We start from the raw sequence: 17,840 nt of genomic DNA, 5'->3' as shown, positions 1-17,840 counted from the left end.
CTGCTTTTATGCCTACTGAAACACTTACGATCCAACACCTATCGATGGACTACGACGAACGACGTCTTTTCTCGGACGTTTCTTTTCATATTCATACCGGTGAACATGTCGCCTTAATCGGTCCGAACGGCATCGGAAAAACGACACTGTTACACTTGATCGCTGACCAACTTCAGCCGACTGACGGTTCGATCAAGCGTCATTACAAAAAACTCGGTCTACTATCACAACACTTCGTAGCGGGCGATCACACCGTTCTTGATGTCGTCGAACGAGCGGATGCGGTTCGTTATCAACTTCGCGCTAATGCCATGAATGGTGACTTGACGATCTATCAACAAGCACTCGATCAGGACGCCTTCTCGCTTGAAGCAGATGCAGCACGCGTCTTAAAAGAAGTCAAATTAGAGGAAGCACTCTGGACACACAAAGCATCCAGTTTAAGCGGTGGTGAACAGACGCGCCTCCAACTTGCCTGCCTGCTTCTGTCACGACCTGATTTCATCATTCTCGATGAACCGACGAATCATCTGGATCAAGAGACGCTCGAGTGGCTCACGGAATGGGTCAACATGTCACGGACCTCGATTCTCTACGTCTCACACGAACGATTCTTCATCGACGCAACAGCTGATGCCGTCATTGAATTATCTGAATCAGGGGCAACGCGATACAACGGAAACTATCAGTCCTATAAAGAACAAAAGGAACATCAAGCTCTGTCGCAACAACGAGCGTACGAAAAACAAGAACGCACCCGCAAAGAGCTGACACGCATGATTCAAGGATACCGGCAATGGCATCAAAAAGCCTCGAATCAAGCGAGTGAACGGGATCCGTATGCGAAAAAGAAGGCTGCTAAACATGCGACGAAGGTCAAGGCAAAAGAGCAGCAACTCGAGCGTCTACTCGAGGATCGTGTACAAAAACCACAAGTTGCACCGACTGTTCACGTCGCATTCGAACATGAAGCGATTCGTGCGAAACGACTGATTTCGTTTGAACGTGTCTCTTTCATGCATGAGACGAAACCGATCCTAAAGGATGTTTCGTTTACGGTAGAACATGGTGACCGAATTGCTGTCATCGGACCGAATGGAAGCGGAAAAACGACCTTACTGCGTCTCATCGAGGGCGAATATGCTCCTCATCAAGGGAACATAATCCGTCATCCTCGATTGAAGACCGGCTATTTTTCACAAGCCCTTTCCCACTTACCGACATCAGGTACGTTGTTAGAGGCATTACTTGAGTACGGCACGATGAGTGAAACGGACGCCCGGACGTTACTCGCCTGTTTTTTATTCCGTCGCGATGATGTTTACCGGTCGATTTCCGACGCCAGTATGGGTGAGAAATGTCGGATTGCTTTCTTACGCCTGTATTTTTCTGGTGCTCACTTGCTTATTCTCGATGAACCAACGAACTATTTGGACCTTGCGACTCGTGAACAAATCGAAGCCGCCCTCGATGTTTTCCCTGGTGAGCTCCTCTTCGTCTCCCACGATCGTTATTTTACTGATCGGCTGTCGAATCGGACGTTTGATTTAACGACTGGATTCAACGATCATCCGGTCGGAACGGCCACGGTACGAAACGCGCGCCGAAGTGACCCTGAAGCGATTCAATCCGACTTACATCGTCTTGATGCGTTGACGGGTAACGTGCCGTTCCATATAGAACCAAATGAATTCCTTTCAAAAGAATAACGAGAAAAAAGCATCTGCATAGAAAAAGAGACTCCTTTTTCCGTTGCAGATGCTTTTCATATTTCAGTCGTATTATCGCTTTTGATACTTCACTTTCGTATGCGCTTGGGCCTGCTTGTGGATTTTTTTCCACTTTTCTTTCTCCGCCGCCTGCAACGCCACATTTTGCTTGCGTTCCGCATAAGCGATTTCTCGTTTTAGCTTGACGAAGCTATTCCAGCGTTCAGCAGTTAGTGTGCCATCTTCTAAAGCTGTCCGAACGGCACAGCCCGGTTCCTTATCATGTTTACAGTCTCGGAAACGACAGTTTTCAGCAAGCTCCTCAATATCGGAAAACGTCGACGATAGTCCGTCACTTCCATCCCATAAGGCCAATTCTCGCATCCCCGGTGTATCAACGAGCAGTAGACCGTTCGATAGTCGTTTCAGTTCGCGATGCGTCGTCGTGTGACGTCCACGTTCATCGTCTTCTCGTACGCCACCCGTCTCCATTAACTGTTCTCCAGCTAAAGCATTGACGAGCGTCGACTTCCCGACGCCGGACGATCCGACTAACACGATCGTCTGCTTGATTTGTAACTGTTCACGCAACTCCTCTAATCCGTCGCCGGTCAAAGAATCAACGGCAAGGATTGGTGTTCCGAACGCGATCGCTCCGACAGCCTGCAGTTCCGTTTCAATCGACGGCATCAGACTTTTTTTCGTCAGGACGATGATTGGTGTCACCCCTGCATCCCAAGCAACCGTTAAATAACGTTCCAGTCGACGGACGTTGAAGTCATGTCCAAAAGCCATGACGAGCAAGGCAACGTCGACATTCGCGCAGATGATTTGTTCCTCGGTCTCCGTTCCTGCCGCTTTTCGGGAAAATTGAGAAGATCGTGGCAAGACACGTTCGATCCGTCCCTTCCCCGGTTCTCGCTCTGTTTGGATGATCCAGTCACCAACCGCTGGCAATTCAGCTTTCGTTCCCGATTGAAAACGCAATTTACCAGACAGTTCGCTCAGCGATTCTCCTGTTTCCGTCATGACGCGATAATGTGTTTGATAGACGGCTATGATCCGTCCTAATCGTTCTGTTCCTGTCGTTTCGTAGACAGGTGGTGTACCCCATTCGTTCAAATGGTTTCCTCCTCTGATTTAAGGGAGGGAAACCCCTCCCTGGTTTCCGACACATGTTACTTGGTTTACGTTGATTGTTGCACTCATCAACATCACTCCTCTCGATTCGATTCCCTTATAGAGTATCACATGAATCATTGGTGCTGATAGCGCTTCCCTTAAAGTCAGACCTTCTCTCCGCCTTAAGCCCGAGAGCAAATACGGTCCAAAGAGTGTCGTAGGAATAGAAGGACTCCCGTATCATAAAGGTATCAACACAAGGGAGGCTTCCTCATGAAGCAATCGAAAGGAAAACAACTGGTGATGATTCTCGCCGGACTGGCGTTACTTGCCGTCGTCATCGGAACATTACCGCATATGATCGGACTTGGTTTAGGGGCGTTACTCGCGTTCTATTCGATCAGTAAGTTCATGCAGTCGAACAAATGGCCAGCGAAACTCGGCTTCGGATTCCTAGCAGCCATCGGAATCGGGCTTGCCCTCTCGAACATCTGGGCAGTCATCGGAATCGCAGCAGCCATCGCATTGTACGTCGGTTACATGCGTATGAAACTACAACGTGTCAATGTTCAAGATCTCTTTAACCGTCGCCGTACATCAACGACACATTTCGAAGCAGACTGGAAAGACCTAGACGAAAAACGTTTCTAATCAAAATGTGTGACCCGATATCATTCGCCACTTCCAAGGAGGAATTTTTTCATGAAAAACGTATTTGATCAACTCAACGATTTTGCGACACAAATGATGACAGAAGTCAAAAAAGCTGCTGAACAGGGCGAAGTACCTGCTAAGAAACTTGTTCGTCATATCCGATCAACAGAAGCTGATTTAAAAGAGATTGATCGACTACTCGAGCGTCAACGGACATTGCTGCTGGAACTGACACAAAAACAGGAAGAAGCGAAGGATTTAGCCGATAAACGCTTCAAGCAAGTCGAAATCGCGAACGAAGCCGGTGAACAACAACTGGCTGAGCGTGCAGCCATCGAATCGAAGCATTACGGGGAGCAGTACCGGTTCTTTGAAGAACTCGTCGCTGAGACGAAACGCGAGCTGAACGAATTGGAACGTGAAGCCCTCGAATTGAAGTTAAAGCTCGAAGATCTACAAAACAAACGGTACGAATGGATGATGCGCGAAAACGTCTCGAACTTAAAAAACAAGATGAACCAGGTGCTAGATCGCGAACCAAATGCTACTATAAAAGAAGAAGCACATCCGTTCACGGCAGAAGAGCCTGAAGCAAAACAACCAGCCGTTGATGAAGATGATATCGATGCGCGTATCGCTGAACTCGAACGCCGCATTCACCAATAAGCAGTCAATGATGAAGGAGGCGTATGCCTCCCTTTGTCATGTTAGAAAGGAGATTGATCGTGCGACGATTAAGTACGAAACAACTGGTCGGTTACGTATCGATCCTGTTCGCCCTCGGTCTGTTCTATGACCTATTGTCCGGTGCAGGAAATGTATTGTTTGGTGTCTTATTTCCGTTCCTGCTGTATTATGTCGGGATTCATTTCCGGCGACGCAATCATGAAAAATTAGCAATCCTCTTCTACATCGTCGGTACGATCATTCTTGCTGGCGTCGTCCTTAGTTCGGCTGCCATCGGTTTTGTCATTGCTGGTATCTTGCTCTATCTTGGGATCATTCTCGTGACACGACATTCTGTCCGCGAATTTTTATTTTCACGGATTGCTCCGCATCAATATGAAGAGGAAGGGATCAAGATTCAACCCGCTTATTCCTTCTCGACTCAAGCCGATGTACCGTACGTCTTACAGGATTTGAGCGAACAGTTCATCGTCAAGGATTTAGAAATCGATTTGACGCACGCCTATGTTCCAGAAGGCGAGACCTTGATCGTCGTCAGTGGTGTCGTCGGGGACGTCCGAATTCTTTTACCGTCCGGCTACGACTATACACTCGACACGTCAATCGGCTTCGGAAGCGTCAAGACAGATATCCGCCGGATTCCGACCTTCTTTAATCGACGCATTCAATTCCGGGCACCGGAATACGGCGAAGCGACGCGGAAGGTTCGCATTCATGTCATGCTCGGTATTGGCAACGTGGAGGTGTCTTCGATATGAAGCGTGATCAATTCCCGCTTGGTGTCATTGCACTCCAAGTCATGACGGGCTTTTTGACTGCCGTCATGACGACGTTGTTATTCTTAAGTACACGACAAGTCGATTGGCATGTCCTATTCGTCCGTCAACAAGATTTCCCTGTCCTTCTACTCGTCATCGGACTCTCGTTATTACTACCGCTTGCCATCGGTAGCATGCATTACTTTTTCTTGCGACGTGACTTCAAACGTGTCACGACTGCCATCATTGAACTGGAACAAGGAAAAGATGTGACGATCGTTCCGGGTCCCTACTTTCATACGTTGACGCGCTTGTCGCGGATTGGAAAACGTATCGACGAACAAGTCGAGACCGTCCAAAAAATCAGTACACGTCCGCAACACGTTGAACAAGTAAGAGTTCAAGCCGTCACGGAGGAACGAAAGCGACTCGCACGTGATTTACACGACTCCGTTTCGCAACAGCTCTATGCCATCTCCATGATGACGACAGCAGCTAAACAGACGATTCTGTCTCAACCTGAAGCTGCAGCCAAACAGATCGAGATGGTCGAGACGATGGCGCAAACGGCGCAGTCTGAAATGCGCTCCCTCTTACTTCAGCTTCGCCCTGTCGAACTAGAAGGGATGACGTTACAACAAGGACTTTCGCAACTGCTCGAAGAATTATCTAGAAAGCAGTCCACACAGTTGAGTTGGAAGTTAGAAGAGATGACACTTCCACGACAAATCGAAAACGAGTTGTTCCGGATCGTCCAAGAAGGATTGACGAATGCATTACGTCATGCGAAAGCGTCTCATATGGATATCGAGCTCCGACAATTCAACGAAACGATCATTCTGAGCATGAATGATGATGGTGTTGGATTCGTCGTTGATGAAAAAAAACTTGCCTCTTATGGCATTAATTCGATGCGGGAACGAACGGCTGAGATGGGCGGAACGATTCGTCTCATCAGTGTTCCAGGACAAGGAACCCAAATCGAAGTCAAACTTAGAAAAGATCGGATGGTGCAAGTATGATACGCGTATTATTAGTAGATGATCACGAGATGGTCCGGGCCGGTGTGTCTGCTTTCCTTTCCACACAACCAGACATCGAGGTCGTCGCCGAAGCGTCGGATGGTCAAGCAGGAGCCTTGCTTGCGCTTGAACACCGACCGGATGTCATCTTGATGGATTTAGTGATGGAGCCAGTCGATGGCGTCGAAGGAACGCGACTGATTCGCAAAGACTGGCCGGAAGCAAAAATTCTCGTCGTGACGAGTTTTCTTGATGATGAGAAAGTTTATCCTGTCATTGAAGCCGGTGCGATGAGTTATGTCTTAAAAACGGCTAGCGCCTTTGACATCGCAGAAGCGATTCGCAAGACGGCAAACGGTCAATCTGTCATGGCAGCACAAGTGACCGGTAAAATGATGGAACGTCTTCGTCGTCCTACGACACACTTGCATGACGATTTGACGGAACGTGAGCAGGAAGTTCTTCAATTGATGGCTCGTGGTATGGCGAACCAAGAAATCGCAGACGAATTATTCATTTCCTTAAAAACCGTCAAGACACACGTCTCGAACATCTTATCGAAACTCGATGTCGTAGACCGTACACAAGCTGTCGTCTATGCCTTCAAGCATAATCTCGTCAAATAAGATTTAGCCCTTCATTACTTATTCCTTAAGCTCACGCAAATAAGGGGCTGACTCAAAAGTCAGTCTCTACAAAGATAAGGGAGGCAGATTGATGATCTGCCTCCCTTATCTCGTAATAAAAAGAATGACGCGTCACACGCAACTCCTACAGGAAAAGCGCATTTATGCGTTGTCAGAGACAAACAAGCCCCCCTTTCTTGCTTAAATGAAGTAGGAAAGGGGGGCTTTGTCTCGCCTGAGGAAATGGTGTGTAATGACGCGTCATTCTTTTTTTGAGTCAGTCCCCTCTTCACTGTCTTACCAGAGTCTCCATCCGGGAGCTCCTGGAGGGGCATTTTCAATCATATGCCAAATCGGTACCGTGTACGCAAACGCAATCAAAGCGAACGTCACGAAAATCCATAGCTTCCAATTTTCAAAGAAGAGTGGCGTTGCCATCGCCTCTTCTTCCGTTTCAGCAATCGGAAATTCTTCCGTTCCTTTTGGCGCTCGGAAGGCCAGTTGGAACATCGCATAGAGGAATAGCAGAATCGAGATGAATAAAATCGTTCCGCCGATCGCCATTGCGACATGATATGGAATCCAGTCAGCGACGATTGAATCCTTGAAGTAGGTGGCTGGTCCCGTCCGTCGTGGATTACCGAGTAATCCTGAGATGTGCATCGCAGTCGACATGAAGAGCATTCCGATCGTCCAGGCAGCCGTTTGAATAAGTCCAAGACGATTCATTGCCGCTGTTAACGTCCGACCACGTAAGAGCGGGACAAGCCAGTAGGCTGTTCCGAAGAACGTTAGTGCGACAGCAGCACCGACCGTGATATGAAAGTGTCCCGTAACCCATAATGTGTTATGAACGATGATGTTCAGCTGATGCGATGCATTAATGACACCACCTGCACCTGCTGGAATGAAGAACAACATCCCGATGAACGGTGCAAGGAACCGGACATCCCGATATGGCATTTTCTTCACCCAACCAAATATGCCAGTTGCTCCCTTACGGCGACCTGCTAGCTCAAATGTCGCAAACATCGAGAAGGCAGTCATCAATGATGGAATGATGACGAGGAATGTCAAGACGACTTGGACATACTTCCAAAATGCAGAAATCCCTGGCTCTAACAATTGATGGTGAAAACCTACAGGGAATGAAAAGAGTAGGAATAACAAGAACGACATGCGTGCTAACGCGTCAGAAAAAATCTTCCCACCAACGATTTTCGGAATGACCGTATACCAGACGATGTAGGCAGGTAACAACCAGAAATAGACGAGCGGATGACCAAAGTACCAAAATAGCGTCCGAGATAGCTCGATCCCGACCTTATCCGTCCAACCAAGAGATAAAGGAAGAAGTTGAAAGAGAATCGTTGCCGCTACGCCGAGTGTCGCAACCACCCATAACAAGGCAGTCATAATGCTCATGTAGGCTTGAAGCGGTGGATGAACACCAGGGTGTTCCCGCTTATAATCAGCATACATTCGGAACATGGCACCAGACGCGATCCACGTTCCGACGACGAAGATGACGAGTCCGATATAAAAAACAGGATGTGCCTTGAGTGGTGCATAGAACGTATAGAGGACGGAAGCTTCACCTGCAAGCACCATCCACGTGACGAGGACGACACCGAGAATCATGAACCAGAACCCGACCCATCCGAGACGTCGCGGAAACTCTTCGAAGCGTCCGAACGATTGACCTAAAAATGAGAACAATAATCCGAAAATGAATAACGTCGTAAAGACGATTGCAAGCATCAATCCGTGAGCAGTCAGAAGCTCATAGTATCCGATTCCAGCGATTTCTGGAATGGCACCTGTCCGTACCATCGTTTGTAGTAATCCACATAGACCACCGATCAATAAGGCGACAAGTGAAAAACTAACATGTGCAAAGGCCAGTTTCGCTTCCTTGACTCCGATGACGGTAGCGGGTAGACCACGCTCCATCTCGAACTGTCTTAGTTTATTTGATATAGCATTCATCTTATTCCACCACCTTGATTTTCGTTGCCATCATATGATGGGCATTACCACAATATTCATTACAGACGATGAGATATTCGCCTGCTTCCTTGAACGTATACTCAATCGAATTAATATGTCCGGGAACGACCATCATATTGACGTTCGTCTTAACGATTTCAAATCCATGAACGACGTCCTTCGATGTCACGAGAAAATCGACTGTCGCCCCTTTAGGTATGACCATATCTTTGGGTGTAAACTGAAAAGCTTGTGAAACGATGACCGCTTCATATCGGTTGTCATCAATTTTCTTTAGTCCTGGCTTATCAAACGGTTTCGTCTGATCGACTTTCGTCGGATCAATCAATGTCGCATCGGATGGCGGTTGATTTCCGGATGCAAAAGCGGATATACCGATGATCGTCAAGAAGATCGCTAGCATCGCTACTCCGAAGATCAGCCAGATTTTTTCTAAACGATGAATGTGCATCGTGATTCCTCCTTAACGTGATATGAACAATAGAAAGATTGAACTCCACATCCCGATGATGACACCTGCTACGATCAGGACGGCAACGAATGTTCCTTTTAGGTTCGATTCTGTCTTTTGACTCATCGTGATTACTCCTTTCCTACTCTGAACTTGTCTTTATTGTAAGAATTCAGCAAGTCTGGAAACTGTGATAAATATCACTTTAAATATGAAAATTCCGCACTTTTCATTTCGAAAACACACAGAAAGTTCACATCTAAACGAGCGTAGAAAAAACTTTTATACACAAAAATAACGCGAGACAGGAAAGTCCTGTTTCGCGTCGGGATGATTCGTACATCTTATTAAATTCGACAAACACCTGCTGGACACCCTTCACAATGACACAGATCCCGTAGATATTGCGGATCGTGAATGGTGATTTCTTTTGCTGTCATCGAAACGACCCCTTCTTTTTTCCACTGAGAAAACATACGATTAACGGTCTCACGTGGTGCACCAATCAATTGACCAAACTCACCATCGGATGGTCGCTTCGCAAGACGATACGTTTCTCCCACTTGTTCCCCTTCCATCGCAATCAAGCGAAGTAACGTCGAAGCTAATGCCCCTGGTTTTCCAAACAGTAGTAAGTCACGTAATTTCGTTTCCGTTTGCTTCCGCATTAATGCTTGCCATCGCATGATCTCAAGCGCAAAGGCACCGTCTTTTTTCATAAGCTCTTCTAATTGGTTTTTCGATAAGAATCCGATGATGCTATCTTCCATCGTTTCAATACTGTAGGAACTCGGAAAAGCTTCTCCTACATCAAATTCGCCAAACAAATCTCCTTTGAAATATAAAAACATGAGTAATGGACTGCCTTTTTTCGTCAACTTCGATAGTTTGACGCCTCCTTGTTTCACATAAAACAACTTATCGTTCATTTCCCCTTCCCAACAGACAATGGAATCCTTTTTGAACGTCGTTTCTGTCATGAAGCTCTCAAGCAACGTTCGCGTTTCGGGTGATAAGACGAACGTATTGGCTTCAGTCGTTCCACAAGTTAGCATATCCATTTCTCCTCTCCTCTTCTTCTGCTTTTAGTATAGAACATCACAGTCGAAAAGAATGGATTTTCAAAAGATTGTCAAACTTTGTTCAATGTTTCACATTTGTTTTCGAAAATTTATCTGACGACCGCTTTCTAAAACTAAAGCAATCGTCAGATTGAGTATCATATATCTCCGTAATAATGATCAACGATGCGTTCCACTGCTTGACCAGGGGGATGATCATACCAACTCGTTTGAAATTCCTCCATGTGCTGACGGCACTCTTCTAGTATCGTCTCAGACATGATCCAATCCATCAATTGTTCCATTCGCTCCGTCTGTCGCACAGGCAATGGTTTCGGATACTGATCGACGAGACCTGGTAGTTGTCGATATGTATCGATATCCGGTGTGTACAGGAACGCCGGAATGTTGAGGAGACAGCTTTCAAATGGAATGGAGGAATAATCAGTTACGAGCACATCTGTGATCAGCAAGTAATCATTGATTGAATACGTATCGTCCACAAGATGGATATGGCTAGAACGATAGGTCGAAAGCGCTTGAATCGTCGGATGCAATTTAACGAGAATCGTCCATCCCGCTTGAGCAAGTTTTTCAAACTGTTGAATCGTATGATCTTCTGTTTCTTTGTATTCCCGGTATGTCGGTGCATACAATAAGATCCGACGATCAGTCTTTGCGTATTGTTTTCTTAATTCCACTGTTTTCTGTTTTCGTTGCTCCTCATCAAACCAATAGTCCGTTCTTGGCATGCCGAACGCTTTAAAGTGGGATCGTTCTAAATCGTGCGGCATCATGAATTGTTCAGCACACCGCATTCCTGGAACAATAAAATCTCCGTATTCTTGATAGACACGTCGAAATCGTTTCTGTGTCGACGTGGACATCGAACGAGTTTTCGATGAGGTCAGCCCAAACTGTTTTAACGTTCCAGCGGCATGCCACAATTGAATCCGCCTTGTATTTTTTCGAGTAGAGGAAACGCTGAATTCTCCAATATAATTATCTAAAAAAACATGACGAGAAGTAGCTAAATGATAAGAAATCGTAATCAATCGCATTGGATGATAAGCAATTTTGCGACTGACATTCCAACAATCTGTCGCCCGCATATAGCGTTCGTCGAAGATAAGAACTTGCTTTTGTTGGTTGTTTCGTTGATTTAAGCGAAGATGTATTGGCATAGCATTTTCACCATAGCTCATCCAAAATAACGTCTTTTCTTGAATGGGTAAAAAACAAAATAGTTGATAGGCTATTCGAAAGATAAATAAATAGATCGAAATAATCATTGAACGCATATTTAGTGACTCCCTTAAAAAAGAGACCTCACTCCCGCGAGGTCTCTTCATCCATTAATTCGAGCCTAGCTCATTCTTAATTTGGCTAGTTGAAATTCCTTCAGTGCGCTCCAAGTAAACGACTTCACAATGGTCTTTTAAGAAGTCGAATTCACCTTTCCAGTCGTCACCCATAACGAATACATCAACATTATGTTTTTGAACGTCTTCTACTTTTTGTTCCCAGTTGTTCTCTGGAATGACTTCATCCACATAACGAATTGCTTCTAAGATTAATTTACGATTCTCATAGTTATGGTACGCTTGTTTATGCTTAAGACGATTGAATTCATCTGTCGAAATTGCCACGATGAGGTAATCTCCCATTTCTTTAGCGCGACGTAAAATATTGATATGTCCCCAATGTAACAAATCAAATGTACCGTACGTAATGACCTTCTTCATCTAAAAACACTCCCCGTTTATTTAATATTCTCTAAGATATCCAGCGCAGCTCTTTGTGCTGCGTGACCGTCATCCCATTCGCAATAATGACGACGAAATGCTTCACTTTTCAAATCGAATCGTCGCTCCCACGACTCGATCTGTCTGATTTCTTCAAAAAGAATTTGCTCTTCTTGAATCAACGGACCCGGTGCTTCTTCCTCAAAAGAAAAATAGAATCCTCTTAGATGATCACGATAATGTTTGAGATCATAGGTGTAGAATAGCATCGGACGTTTTAAGTGCGCATAATCGAACATCACTGAGGAATAATCCGTTATCAAGATATCTGCCGCTAAGTATAGCTCAGAAATTTCCGGATATCTAGAGGCATTCTTAATCGCTGAGACAGCACTCAAATCCAATTGATCGCCAACAAGATAATGGAGTCGTACAAGCATTGTATACTCATCTCCAAATTCTTCCTCAAATCGTTCAATGGAGAAAGGTAACGTAAATGAGTAGTTTCCTTGCTCAACGTAATCATCATCTCTCCATGTTGGAGCATATAAAATAATCTTTTTATCGGTTTCTATTTGATAATGTGCCTTTACCCGCTCAATAATACTTTCATGTTTTTCATTTTGGTACAGCACATCGTTTCTAGGATATCCGATTTCTAACATTTTTCCTTCGTATCCAAACGCTCTTTTGAAAATTTCACTCGAGTATGCGTTCGGAGAGAGAAGGACATCCCATTTTGCTGATTCTTTTACAAAATCTTTTTTATATTGATCAGTTGATGTGTTCGCCATTCGGACATCCACCATATCAAGCGCTAATTTTTTGAGTGGCGTTCCGTGCCATGTTTGATAATATAGAGTACCTTTTCGTTTTACTAGCCATGAAGGAAGGCGACTATTGGACACCCAAACGCGAGAAGTAGCTAATAAAAAAATCCATTTGATCGTCATCCGATTCACAGATGTCACCTGTTCATCCGTCATAGAAACACCGCGTTGTTTGCTGATGATCAATTCTAAGTCAACGTTCATCTTTTTCAACTCATCGTAGATGGCTTTAGGACTATCATTGTACTGTTTGCCCAAAAAGCTTTCAAACATGACACGATTTTTCCGTACCGGAAATAAGGTGAAGATTCGCATCATGACCCGAAGACTTCGCTCCACCATACCTGTTTTTTTCATGAGTCGAATTAATTTCTTCTTCACAATCAAAATCCCTCTCATACCACGTATTCAATACAGCTCATCATAACAAAAAGCGCATCCATTTGGAATTGCTATTTGTTCGCATGTAGCGGAAAGGTAAATCGAAAGTCGTCGTGTTTTTGACGATTCCTTTACGATGGCTGAACGTCTCGAAACTATACTTGCCATGATATCCACCCATGCCACTCGCCCCGACTCCACCAAATGGTAAGTGATGTTGTGCGACGTGCATCAATGTGTCATTGACACATCCACCACCGAATGAAATCCGTTCAAGGATACGATGTTCGACGGCTTTGTTCTCTGTGAACAGATAAAGTGCAAGCGGTTTGTCACGATTATTGACGAACGCGATGACCTCTTCGATTTCACGGTAGGTCAACACCGGCAGGATCGGTCCGAAGATTTCGTCTTGCATCACTGGAGCATCCACCGCTACATTCGTCATGACGGTCGGCGCCATCTTACGCGTTTCCGGATCGACTTGTCCACCGAATTCGATCGTCCCTTGCGACAAGTAACTGCTGAGGCGATTCAGATGATCGTCCGATACGATTTTGACGTAGGATGAGACGCCGACGCCATTCCCATACTGTTTGAAGGCTTCTTCTTCAATCAACTGCAAGAAACGTTCTTTAACGTCCTCATGAATCAATACGTAATCCGGGGCGATACATGTCTGTCCGGCATTCAGCCATTTTCCCCATGCGATCCGCTTCGCTGCTAGACGAAGATCCGCATCCTTGTGAACGATTGTCGGTGATTTACCACCCAGTTCAAGTGTGACCGGTGTCAAATGCTTCGCTGCAGCTTGATGCACGATTTTTCCGACGCGTGTGGAACCCGTAAAGAAGATATAATCAAAGCGTTCGTTTAATAAAGCGCTACTGACTTCAGCATCTCCTTCTATGACGTTTCCGAATCGTTCATGGAATGCCGTTTCAAAAACTTCTCGTAATACACGAGAGACGTTCGGTGTCAGCTCGGATGGTTTAAGGACGACCGTATTCCCCGCTGCAATCGCACCAATGACCGGAGCAAGTGCCAGCTGGAAAGGATAGTTCCATGGCGCGATGACAAGAACGTTGCCATAGGGTTCATACTGGATTTCACTTTTTGAGCCGATATGCAGAAGCGGTGTTGCGACACGCTTCGGGCGTGCCAGTCGACGGAGTTGTCGCTCCATCCGTTGAATCTCCCCATAAACGAAACCGATTTCCGTCGTAAAAGCATCATGCTGTCCTTTATTGAGATCTTGTTTTAATGCCTCATAGATCTCCGCTTCATGCGTTTCAATCGCTTGGCGTAAGAATGTCAGCATGCTTAAGCGAAAAGCTAGACTACGTGTTGCACCTGTTTGGAAAAAGTGACGCTGTGTCTCAAGGCGCTCTGAAAGCACTGTCTCTGTCATCGTTGTCTCCATCCGAGAATCTCCCCTTTAACTGATCTATAACACTGCCTTTATCTTACCATATCTCTTTTCGACTATGAAAAAAGACGGAGAGGCTTCTCCGTCTTACTTCTTATAATTGAATCGCTGTTTCAAGCGCGACTTTCATCATATCGTTGAATGTCGTCTGGCGCTCTTCCGATGTCGTTTCTTCACCTGTCAACAGATGATCTGAAATCGTCAGGATCGTCAGTGCGTTTACTTTATGTTTTGCTGCAAGTGTGTAAAGACCTGCCGCTTCCATCTCGATTGCGAGACATCCGAAATCCGCCCATTTTTTGAAATGATGGAAATCATCTTGATAGAACTGATCCGTCGTGAAGATTTGACCGACTTTTGCATCGATACCTTGTTCTTTAGCTGCTGTATATGCTTTATGCAGCAGATCAAAAGAAGCTGTCGGTGCGTAGTCTAGTCCATTAAAACGGACACGGTTCTGTGCCATGTCATGCGAAGCACTCATCGCGATGACGACGTCACGAACTTTAACGTCTGGCGTGATCCCACCGGCAGTACCGACACGGATCAAGTTCTTCGCACCGTATGACTGAACGAGTTCGTTCGCATAGATCGACATCGATGGTACACCCATACCTGTTCCTTGAACCGAAACTTTTTTCCCTTTATAAGTACCTGTGAAGCCATACATGCCTCGAACCTCGTTATAAAGAACAACATCCTCTAAAAACGTCTCAGCGATGTATTTAGCACGTAACGGATCTCCTGGAAGTAAGACCGTTTCGGCGATTTGTCCTTCAGCTGCGTTAATGTGTACACTCATGTACGATTCCTCCTCGATAGTCGTTTAAATCGACAACAATTCACGAAACTCATTCGGTGTCATACCGAATTGTTTTTTGAACACTTTCCGAAAATACTTATCGTCCTGATATCCGACTTCAAGTGCGATTTCGTAAATGCGTGCTTCCGTCTCACTCAATAATTCCTTCGCCCGATTCAAGCGAATCGTTTGGATGTAATCAGATAAGTTAACAGAAAAACGCTGTTTGAAGCGTCGTGATATATACTCTCGGCTCAAGTAAAACCGTTCGCTCATGAATTGCAGTGTCAATTCTTCCGCATAATGCGTTTCGATGTATTTGGCGATTTGATCAATCGCTTCCCCTGATTCCACTACCGGATGGATACATTCCATCGCGCGGGACAAGGCATCATTGAGTACATCTGGATCAACCGGCTTCAATAAATAATCAAAGGATTGATGCAAAATGGCACGTCGCATATACGTATAATCATCATACCCTGTCAGCACGATCGTGACGACCTTTGGATGATGATTTTTTGTCCATTCTAGTAATGTTAATCCGTCGAGTCCAGGCATTTCGACATCTGTCAGCATTAAATCGATCGTTCCAGTATCCAGTAATCGTTTCGCTTCTTCCCCATGTTCCGCCTCGTAAATATGTGAGACCTGCCAACTGTCCCATTCTCCGAGCAATTTGACCGCTTCCCGTACATGTCGTTCATCGTCTACGATCAACACGTTCATGCCAAGTCCCCCTTCTCATATGGAATCCGAATCACGATTTTGAATCCGCCCTCTACAGCTGAAGAAGAGAGCGTCATATTTGCTTGTTCCCCGTAAAAAATCAAGAGCCGTTCATAAATATTATGGAGACCAATGCCGCTCGTCTCGAGATCCTCTGGGCTACGATGCATGCGCATTTTACGATCAATCTCTTCAAGTCGTCCTGTTTCGAGGACGGCACCGCTATTCTCGATTTGAATAATGAGGCGTCCGCCATCCGTCCGGACTTTGTAAGCAAGATAGTTCTCCGTCGCTGCTAATTGCTGTCGAAAGCCGTGTTTAAAGTAATTTTCAGCGAACGGTTGCAAGATCATCTTCGGCACTTCAATGTCATTGAGATGCCACGGGACGTCAACGATATAACGGAAACGTTCCGGAAAACGTTGCTGTTGCAAACGAATATACGCTTGAAGATGATCGACTTCTTGTTTTAACGTCACGATCGTCTGCTCATTATTCATCGAGTAGCGCATCATTTGTGATAATCCGGTGATGGAGCGGTACGCGATCTTCCGGTCTCCTTGTAACGTCGTCGTTCCGATCGATTGTAAGGCATTGAATAAGAAGTGCGGATTGAGCTGAGATTGTAATGCCCGTAGCTCATTCGTCCGGTTTTCGAGTGCCAGTCGATACTCCCGTTTGATTAAACGATCAATCCGTTGAATCATGCGTTGGAACTGACGGTTGAGTAATCCAATCTCGTCATTCGTCGTCGCAACGAATGGTGCTGATAAATCCCCTTGTTCGACTCGCCAGACGTTTGCTGTCAACTGTTTGATTGGCTTCGTGATCTGCATGGCAACGAGACTTGCGGCAATGATCATAACGAACAGTGAGACGAGACCAATCAAAACAAGAATCAATGCCGTTTCATTCGCCCCTTGGATGACTGACGCATACGGAATCCGTTTGACGAGTATGAGTGGAACGCCATTCGTCATCGTCTTTGAGTAGACGATGAACGATTTTCCGACACGTAAACTCCCACTCTGCCCAGTGAATCGATCGACCGGTAGTTCCATCTCTGCCCCAGTCTGTGCCAACACACGCTGTTCTGTCATCAACCATAACGACTCTTCCGGATCATTCTCGAACAGTTTTAACTGTTGTTCAAATACACGGACGGGAATATCCACCGAAAGGAAGCCGAGTGGCTCATCTGTTTCGACACGATCGATGCGATAACGAAAACTAACGACTTGTTTTTCATCAAGAATCATCGTGTGCACATTATATGGTTCAATCGTGTGCGCTTCGTCAATCAACCAGCCGTTTTTTTGTTTCATCAATCGAAAATAATCCGTTTCTTGCATCCAATCAAACTTTCCTCGACTCGTTGTTTTCATGTTATAGACCGAATACTCCGAATAACCATTTAAAATGACGAAATGTAACTGCTCGATATCCTGACGTGATAAAAACAGACCTAACATCGCCCGCGAAACGACTCCATCGGATTCGTCTAGTTCCTGATCTGCCCCGACGCGCATGATGTTCATCAACGAACGATTCGCGTACAGACTCGTCGATAGACGGCGGATATCCTCTATATAATGGGTCACCTGTGTATTTCCCCGCGTCAATACGTTCAGGCTAGAACGTTCTGCCTGTTCAATGTTTTGGTGCCGCACATACAGATAGGAAATCGATGTCGCGAGGGCAGTCGGAATCAAGATCGCCAGGACGACGAGACGAATCAAACGCGTCCGGATACTTTTCATGAAAGGCGCCCCCATCCTTTTTCTTGTAATCAATCGTATCATAACCTTGAATCCGCTTACATCA

18 protein-coding genes are annotated in these 17,840 nt (G+C 45.6%); 6 read left to right on the top strand and 12 right to left on the bottom strand.

Going from position 1 to position 17,840, the window contains the following annotated elements:
• Positions 1 to 8: 8 nt before the first annotated feature.
• The gene (gene abc-f / locus U719_RS03085; protein ID WP_023467262.1) at positions 9 to 1,709 is read left to right on the top strand and encodes a ribosomal protection-like ABC-F family protein; all 1,701 of its coding nucleotides are present in this window, start codon (positions 9 to 11) and stop codon (positions 1,707 to 1,709) included.
• 72 nt (positions 1,710 to 1,781) lie between these two features.
• On the opposite strand, the gene rsgA is transcribed toward abc-f, so the two are convergent.
• Complete coding sequence (gene rsgA, locus U719_RS03080) at positions 1,782 to 2,831, bottom strand: ribosome small subunit-dependent GTPase A (protein ID WP_023467261.1); 1,050 nt, start codon at positions 2,829 to 2,831, stop codon at positions 1,782 to 1,784.
• Between the two features lie 273 nt (positions 2,832 to 3,104).
• On the opposite strand from rsgA, the gene U719_RS03075 reads away from it, so the two are divergent.
• The 5 genes from U719_RS03075 to U719_RS03055 are packed head-to-tail and all read left to right on the top strand — an operon-like array spanning position 3,105 to position 6,578.
• The gene (locus U719_RS03075; RefSeq protein ID WP_023467260.1) at positions 3,105 to 3,482 is read left to right on the top strand and encodes a hypothetical protein; all 378 of its coding nucleotides are present in this window, start codon (positions 3,105 to 3,107) and stop codon (positions 3,480 to 3,482) included.
• A gap of 51 nt (positions 3,483 to 3,533) precedes the next feature.
• Entirely contained in the window at positions 3,534 to 4,151 is a 618-nt protein-coding gene (locus tag U719_RS03070) for a hypothetical protein (RefSeq protein WP_023467259.1), read from the top strand.
• A gap of 59 nt (positions 4,152 to 4,210) precedes the next feature.
• Positions 4,211 to 4,930 (top strand): cell wall-active antibiotics response protein LiaF, encoded by a 720-nt coding sequence (liaF, locus tag U719_RS03065; RefSeq protein WP_023467258.1) that lies wholly within the window; start codon positions 4,211 to 4,213, stop codon positions 4,928 to 4,930.
• On the top strand, positions 4,927 to 5,952 hold the full coding sequence (locus U719_RS03060) for a sensor histidine kinase (RefSeq protein ID WP_023467257.1): 1,026 nt from the start codon (positions 4,927 to 4,929) through the stop codon (positions 5,950 to 5,952). Before liaF ends, U719_RS03060 begins: the two co-directional genes overlap by 4 nt.
• Positions 5,949 to 6,578 (top strand): response regulator transcription factor, encoded by a 630-nt coding sequence (locus U719_RS03055; RefSeq protein ID WP_023467256.1) that lies wholly within the window; start codon positions 5,949 to 5,951, stop codon positions 6,576 to 6,578. Before U719_RS03060 ends, U719_RS03055 begins: the two co-directional genes overlap by 4 nt.
• 297 nt (positions 6,579 to 6,875) lie before the next feature.
• Here U719_RS03055 and U719_RS03050 read toward each other — a convergent pair whose 3' ends face one another.
• The 11 genes from U719_RS03050 to U719_RS03005 all read right to left on the bottom strand — a co-directional run bounded on the left by U719_RS03050 (position 6,876) and on the right by U719_RS03005 (position 17,776).
• Entirely contained in the window at positions 6,876 to 8,567 is a 1,692-nt protein-coding gene (locus U719_RS03050; protein ID WP_023467255.1) for a b(o/a)3-type cytochrome-c oxidase subunit 1, read from the bottom strand.
• Between the two features lies 1 nt (position 8,568).
• Positions 8,569 to 9,039: a cytochrome c oxidase subunit II gene (locus U719_RS03045; protein WP_023467254.1), complete on the bottom strand. Its 471-nt coding sequence runs from the start codon at positions 9,037 to 9,039 to the stop codon at positions 8,569 to 8,571.
• A gap of 12 nt (positions 9,040 to 9,051) precedes the next feature.
• On the bottom strand, positions 9,052 to 9,165 hold the full coding sequence (locus U719_RS16725; protein WP_023467253.1) for a hypothetical protein: 114 nt from the start codon (positions 9,163 to 9,165) through the stop codon (positions 9,052 to 9,054).
• Positions 9,166 to 9,386: 221 nt separating this feature from the next.
• Positions 9,387 to 10,100: a Crp/Fnr family transcriptional regulator gene (locus U719_RS03040; protein ID WP_023467252.1), complete on the bottom strand. Its 714-nt coding sequence runs from the start codon at positions 10,098 to 10,100 to the stop codon at positions 9,387 to 9,389.
• A 158-nt stretch (positions 10,101 to 10,258) separates the two neighbouring features.
• The gene (locus tag U719_RS03035) at positions 10,259 to 11,392 is read right to left on the bottom strand and encodes a CDP-glycerol glycerophosphotransferase family protein (RefSeq protein WP_235147662.1); all 1,134 of its coding nucleotides are present in this window, start codon (positions 11,390 to 11,392) and stop codon (positions 10,259 to 10,261) included.
• Positions 11,393 to 11,455: 63 nt separating this feature from the next.
• Positions 11,456 to 11,845, bottom strand: a complete 390-nt coding sequence (gene tagD, locus U719_RS03030; protein ID WP_023467250.1) for a glycerol-3-phosphate cytidylyltransferase — start codon at positions 11,843 to 11,845, stop codon at positions 11,456 to 11,458.
• A 17-nt stretch (positions 11,846 to 11,862) separates the two neighbouring features.
• A complete protein-coding gene (locus U719_RS03025; RefSeq protein ID WP_035398867.1) occupies positions 11,863 to 13,032 on the bottom strand; it encodes a CDP-glycerol--glycerophosphate glycerophosphotransferase in 1,170 nt (389 codons plus the stop codon).
• Between the two features lie 64 nt (positions 13,033 to 13,096).
• Positions 13,097 to 14,479 carry an aldehyde dehydrogenase gene (locus tag U719_RS03020; protein WP_023467246.1) on the bottom strand — a complete coding sequence of 461 codons (1,383 nt, stop codon included), beginning with the start codon at positions 14,477 to 14,479 and terminating at the stop codon, positions 13,097 to 13,099.
• 100 nt (positions 14,480 to 14,579) lie between these two features.
• Positions 14,580 to 15,287, bottom strand: a complete 708-nt coding sequence (deoD, locus tag U719_RS03015) for a purine-nucleoside phosphorylase (RefSeq protein ID WP_023467244.1) — start codon at positions 15,285 to 15,287, stop codon at positions 14,580 to 14,582.
• A 24-nt stretch (positions 15,288 to 15,311) separates the two neighbouring features.
• Positions 15,312 to 16,016 carry a helix-turn-helix domain-containing protein gene (locus tag U719_RS03010; RefSeq protein ID WP_023467243.1) on the bottom strand — a complete coding sequence of 235 codons (705 nt, stop codon included), beginning with the start codon at positions 16,014 to 16,016 and terminating at the stop codon, positions 15,312 to 15,314.
• Positions 16,013 to 17,776, bottom strand: a complete 1,764-nt coding sequence (locus tag U719_RS03005) for a sensor histidine kinase (RefSeq protein ID WP_023467241.1) — start codon at positions 17,774 to 17,776, stop codon at positions 16,013 to 16,015. The genes U719_RS03010 and U719_RS03005 overlap by 4 nt, the downstream gene beginning before the upstream one ends.
• Positions 17,777 to 17,840 lie beyond the last annotated feature (64 nt).

Origin of the sequence: Exiguobacterium sp. MH3 (genome assembly GCF_000496635.1) — a bacterium.
Lineage (GTDB): Bacteria > Bacillota > Bacilli > Exiguobacteriales > Exiguobacteriaceae > Exiguobacterium_A > Exiguobacterium_A indicum.
The sequence above is the reverse complement of the archived record's forward strand: the minus strand, read 5'-3'. Positions and strand labels throughout refer to the sequence as shown.

Coding starts and splice junctions, on each gene's coding strand:
- abc-f (WP_023467262.1), top strand. CDS start 9: ATGCCTACTGAAACACTTACGATCCAACACCTATCGATGGACTACGAC.
- U719_RS03075 (WP_023467260.1), top strand. CDS start 3,105: ATGAAGCAATCGAAAGGAAAACAACTGGTGATGATTCTCGCCGGACTG.
- U719_RS03070 (WP_023467259.1), top strand. CDS start 3,534: ATGAAAAACGTATTTGATCAACTCAACGATTTTGCGACACAAATGATG.
- U719_RS03060 (WP_023467257.1), top strand. CDS start 4,927: ATGAAGCGTGATCAATTCCCGCTTGGTGTCATTGCACTCCAAGTCATG.
- U719_RS03055 (WP_023467256.1), top strand. CDS start 5,949: ATGATACGCGTATTATTAGTAGATGATCACGAGATGGTCCGGGCCGGT.
- U719_RS03050 (WP_023467255.1), bottom strand. CDS start 8,567: ATGAATGCTATATCAAATAAACTAAGACAGTTCGAGATGGAGCGTGGT.
- U719_RS03045 (WP_023467254.1), bottom strand. CDS start 9,039: ATGCACATTCATCGTTTAGAAAAAATCTGGCTGATCTTCGGAGTAGCG.
- U719_RS16725 (WP_023467253.1), bottom strand. CDS start 9,165: ATGAGTCAAAAGACAGAATCGAACCTAAAAGGAACATTCGTTGCCGTC.
- U719_RS03040 (WP_023467252.1), bottom strand. CDS start 10,100: ATGGATATGCTAACTTGTGGAACGACTGAAGCCAATACGTTCGTCTTA.
- U719_RS03035 (WP_235147662.1), bottom strand. CDS start 11,392: ATGATTATTTCGATCTATTTATTTATCTTTCGAATAGCCTATCAACTA.
- tagD (WP_023467250.1), bottom strand. CDS start 11,845: ATGAAGAAGGTCATTACGTACGGTACATTTGATTTGTTACATTGGGGA.
- U719_RS03025 (WP_035398867.1), bottom strand. CDS start 13,032: ATGAAAAAAACAGGTATGGTGGAGCGAAGTCTTCGGGTCATGATGCGA.
- U719_RS03020 (WP_023467246.1), bottom strand. CDS start 14,479: ATGGAGACAACGATGACAGAGACAGTGCTTTCAGAGCGCCTTGAGACA.
- deoD (WP_023467244.1), bottom strand. CDS start 15,287: ATGAGTGTACACATTAACGCAGCTGAAGGACAAATCGCCGAAACGGTC.
- U719_RS03010 (WP_023467243.1), bottom strand. CDS start 16,016: ATGAACGTGTTGATCGTAGACGATGAACGACATGTACGGGAAGCGGTC.
- U719_RS03005 (WP_023467241.1), bottom strand. CDS start 17,776: ATGAAAAGTATCCGGACGCGTTTGATTCGTCTCGTCGTCCTGGCGATC.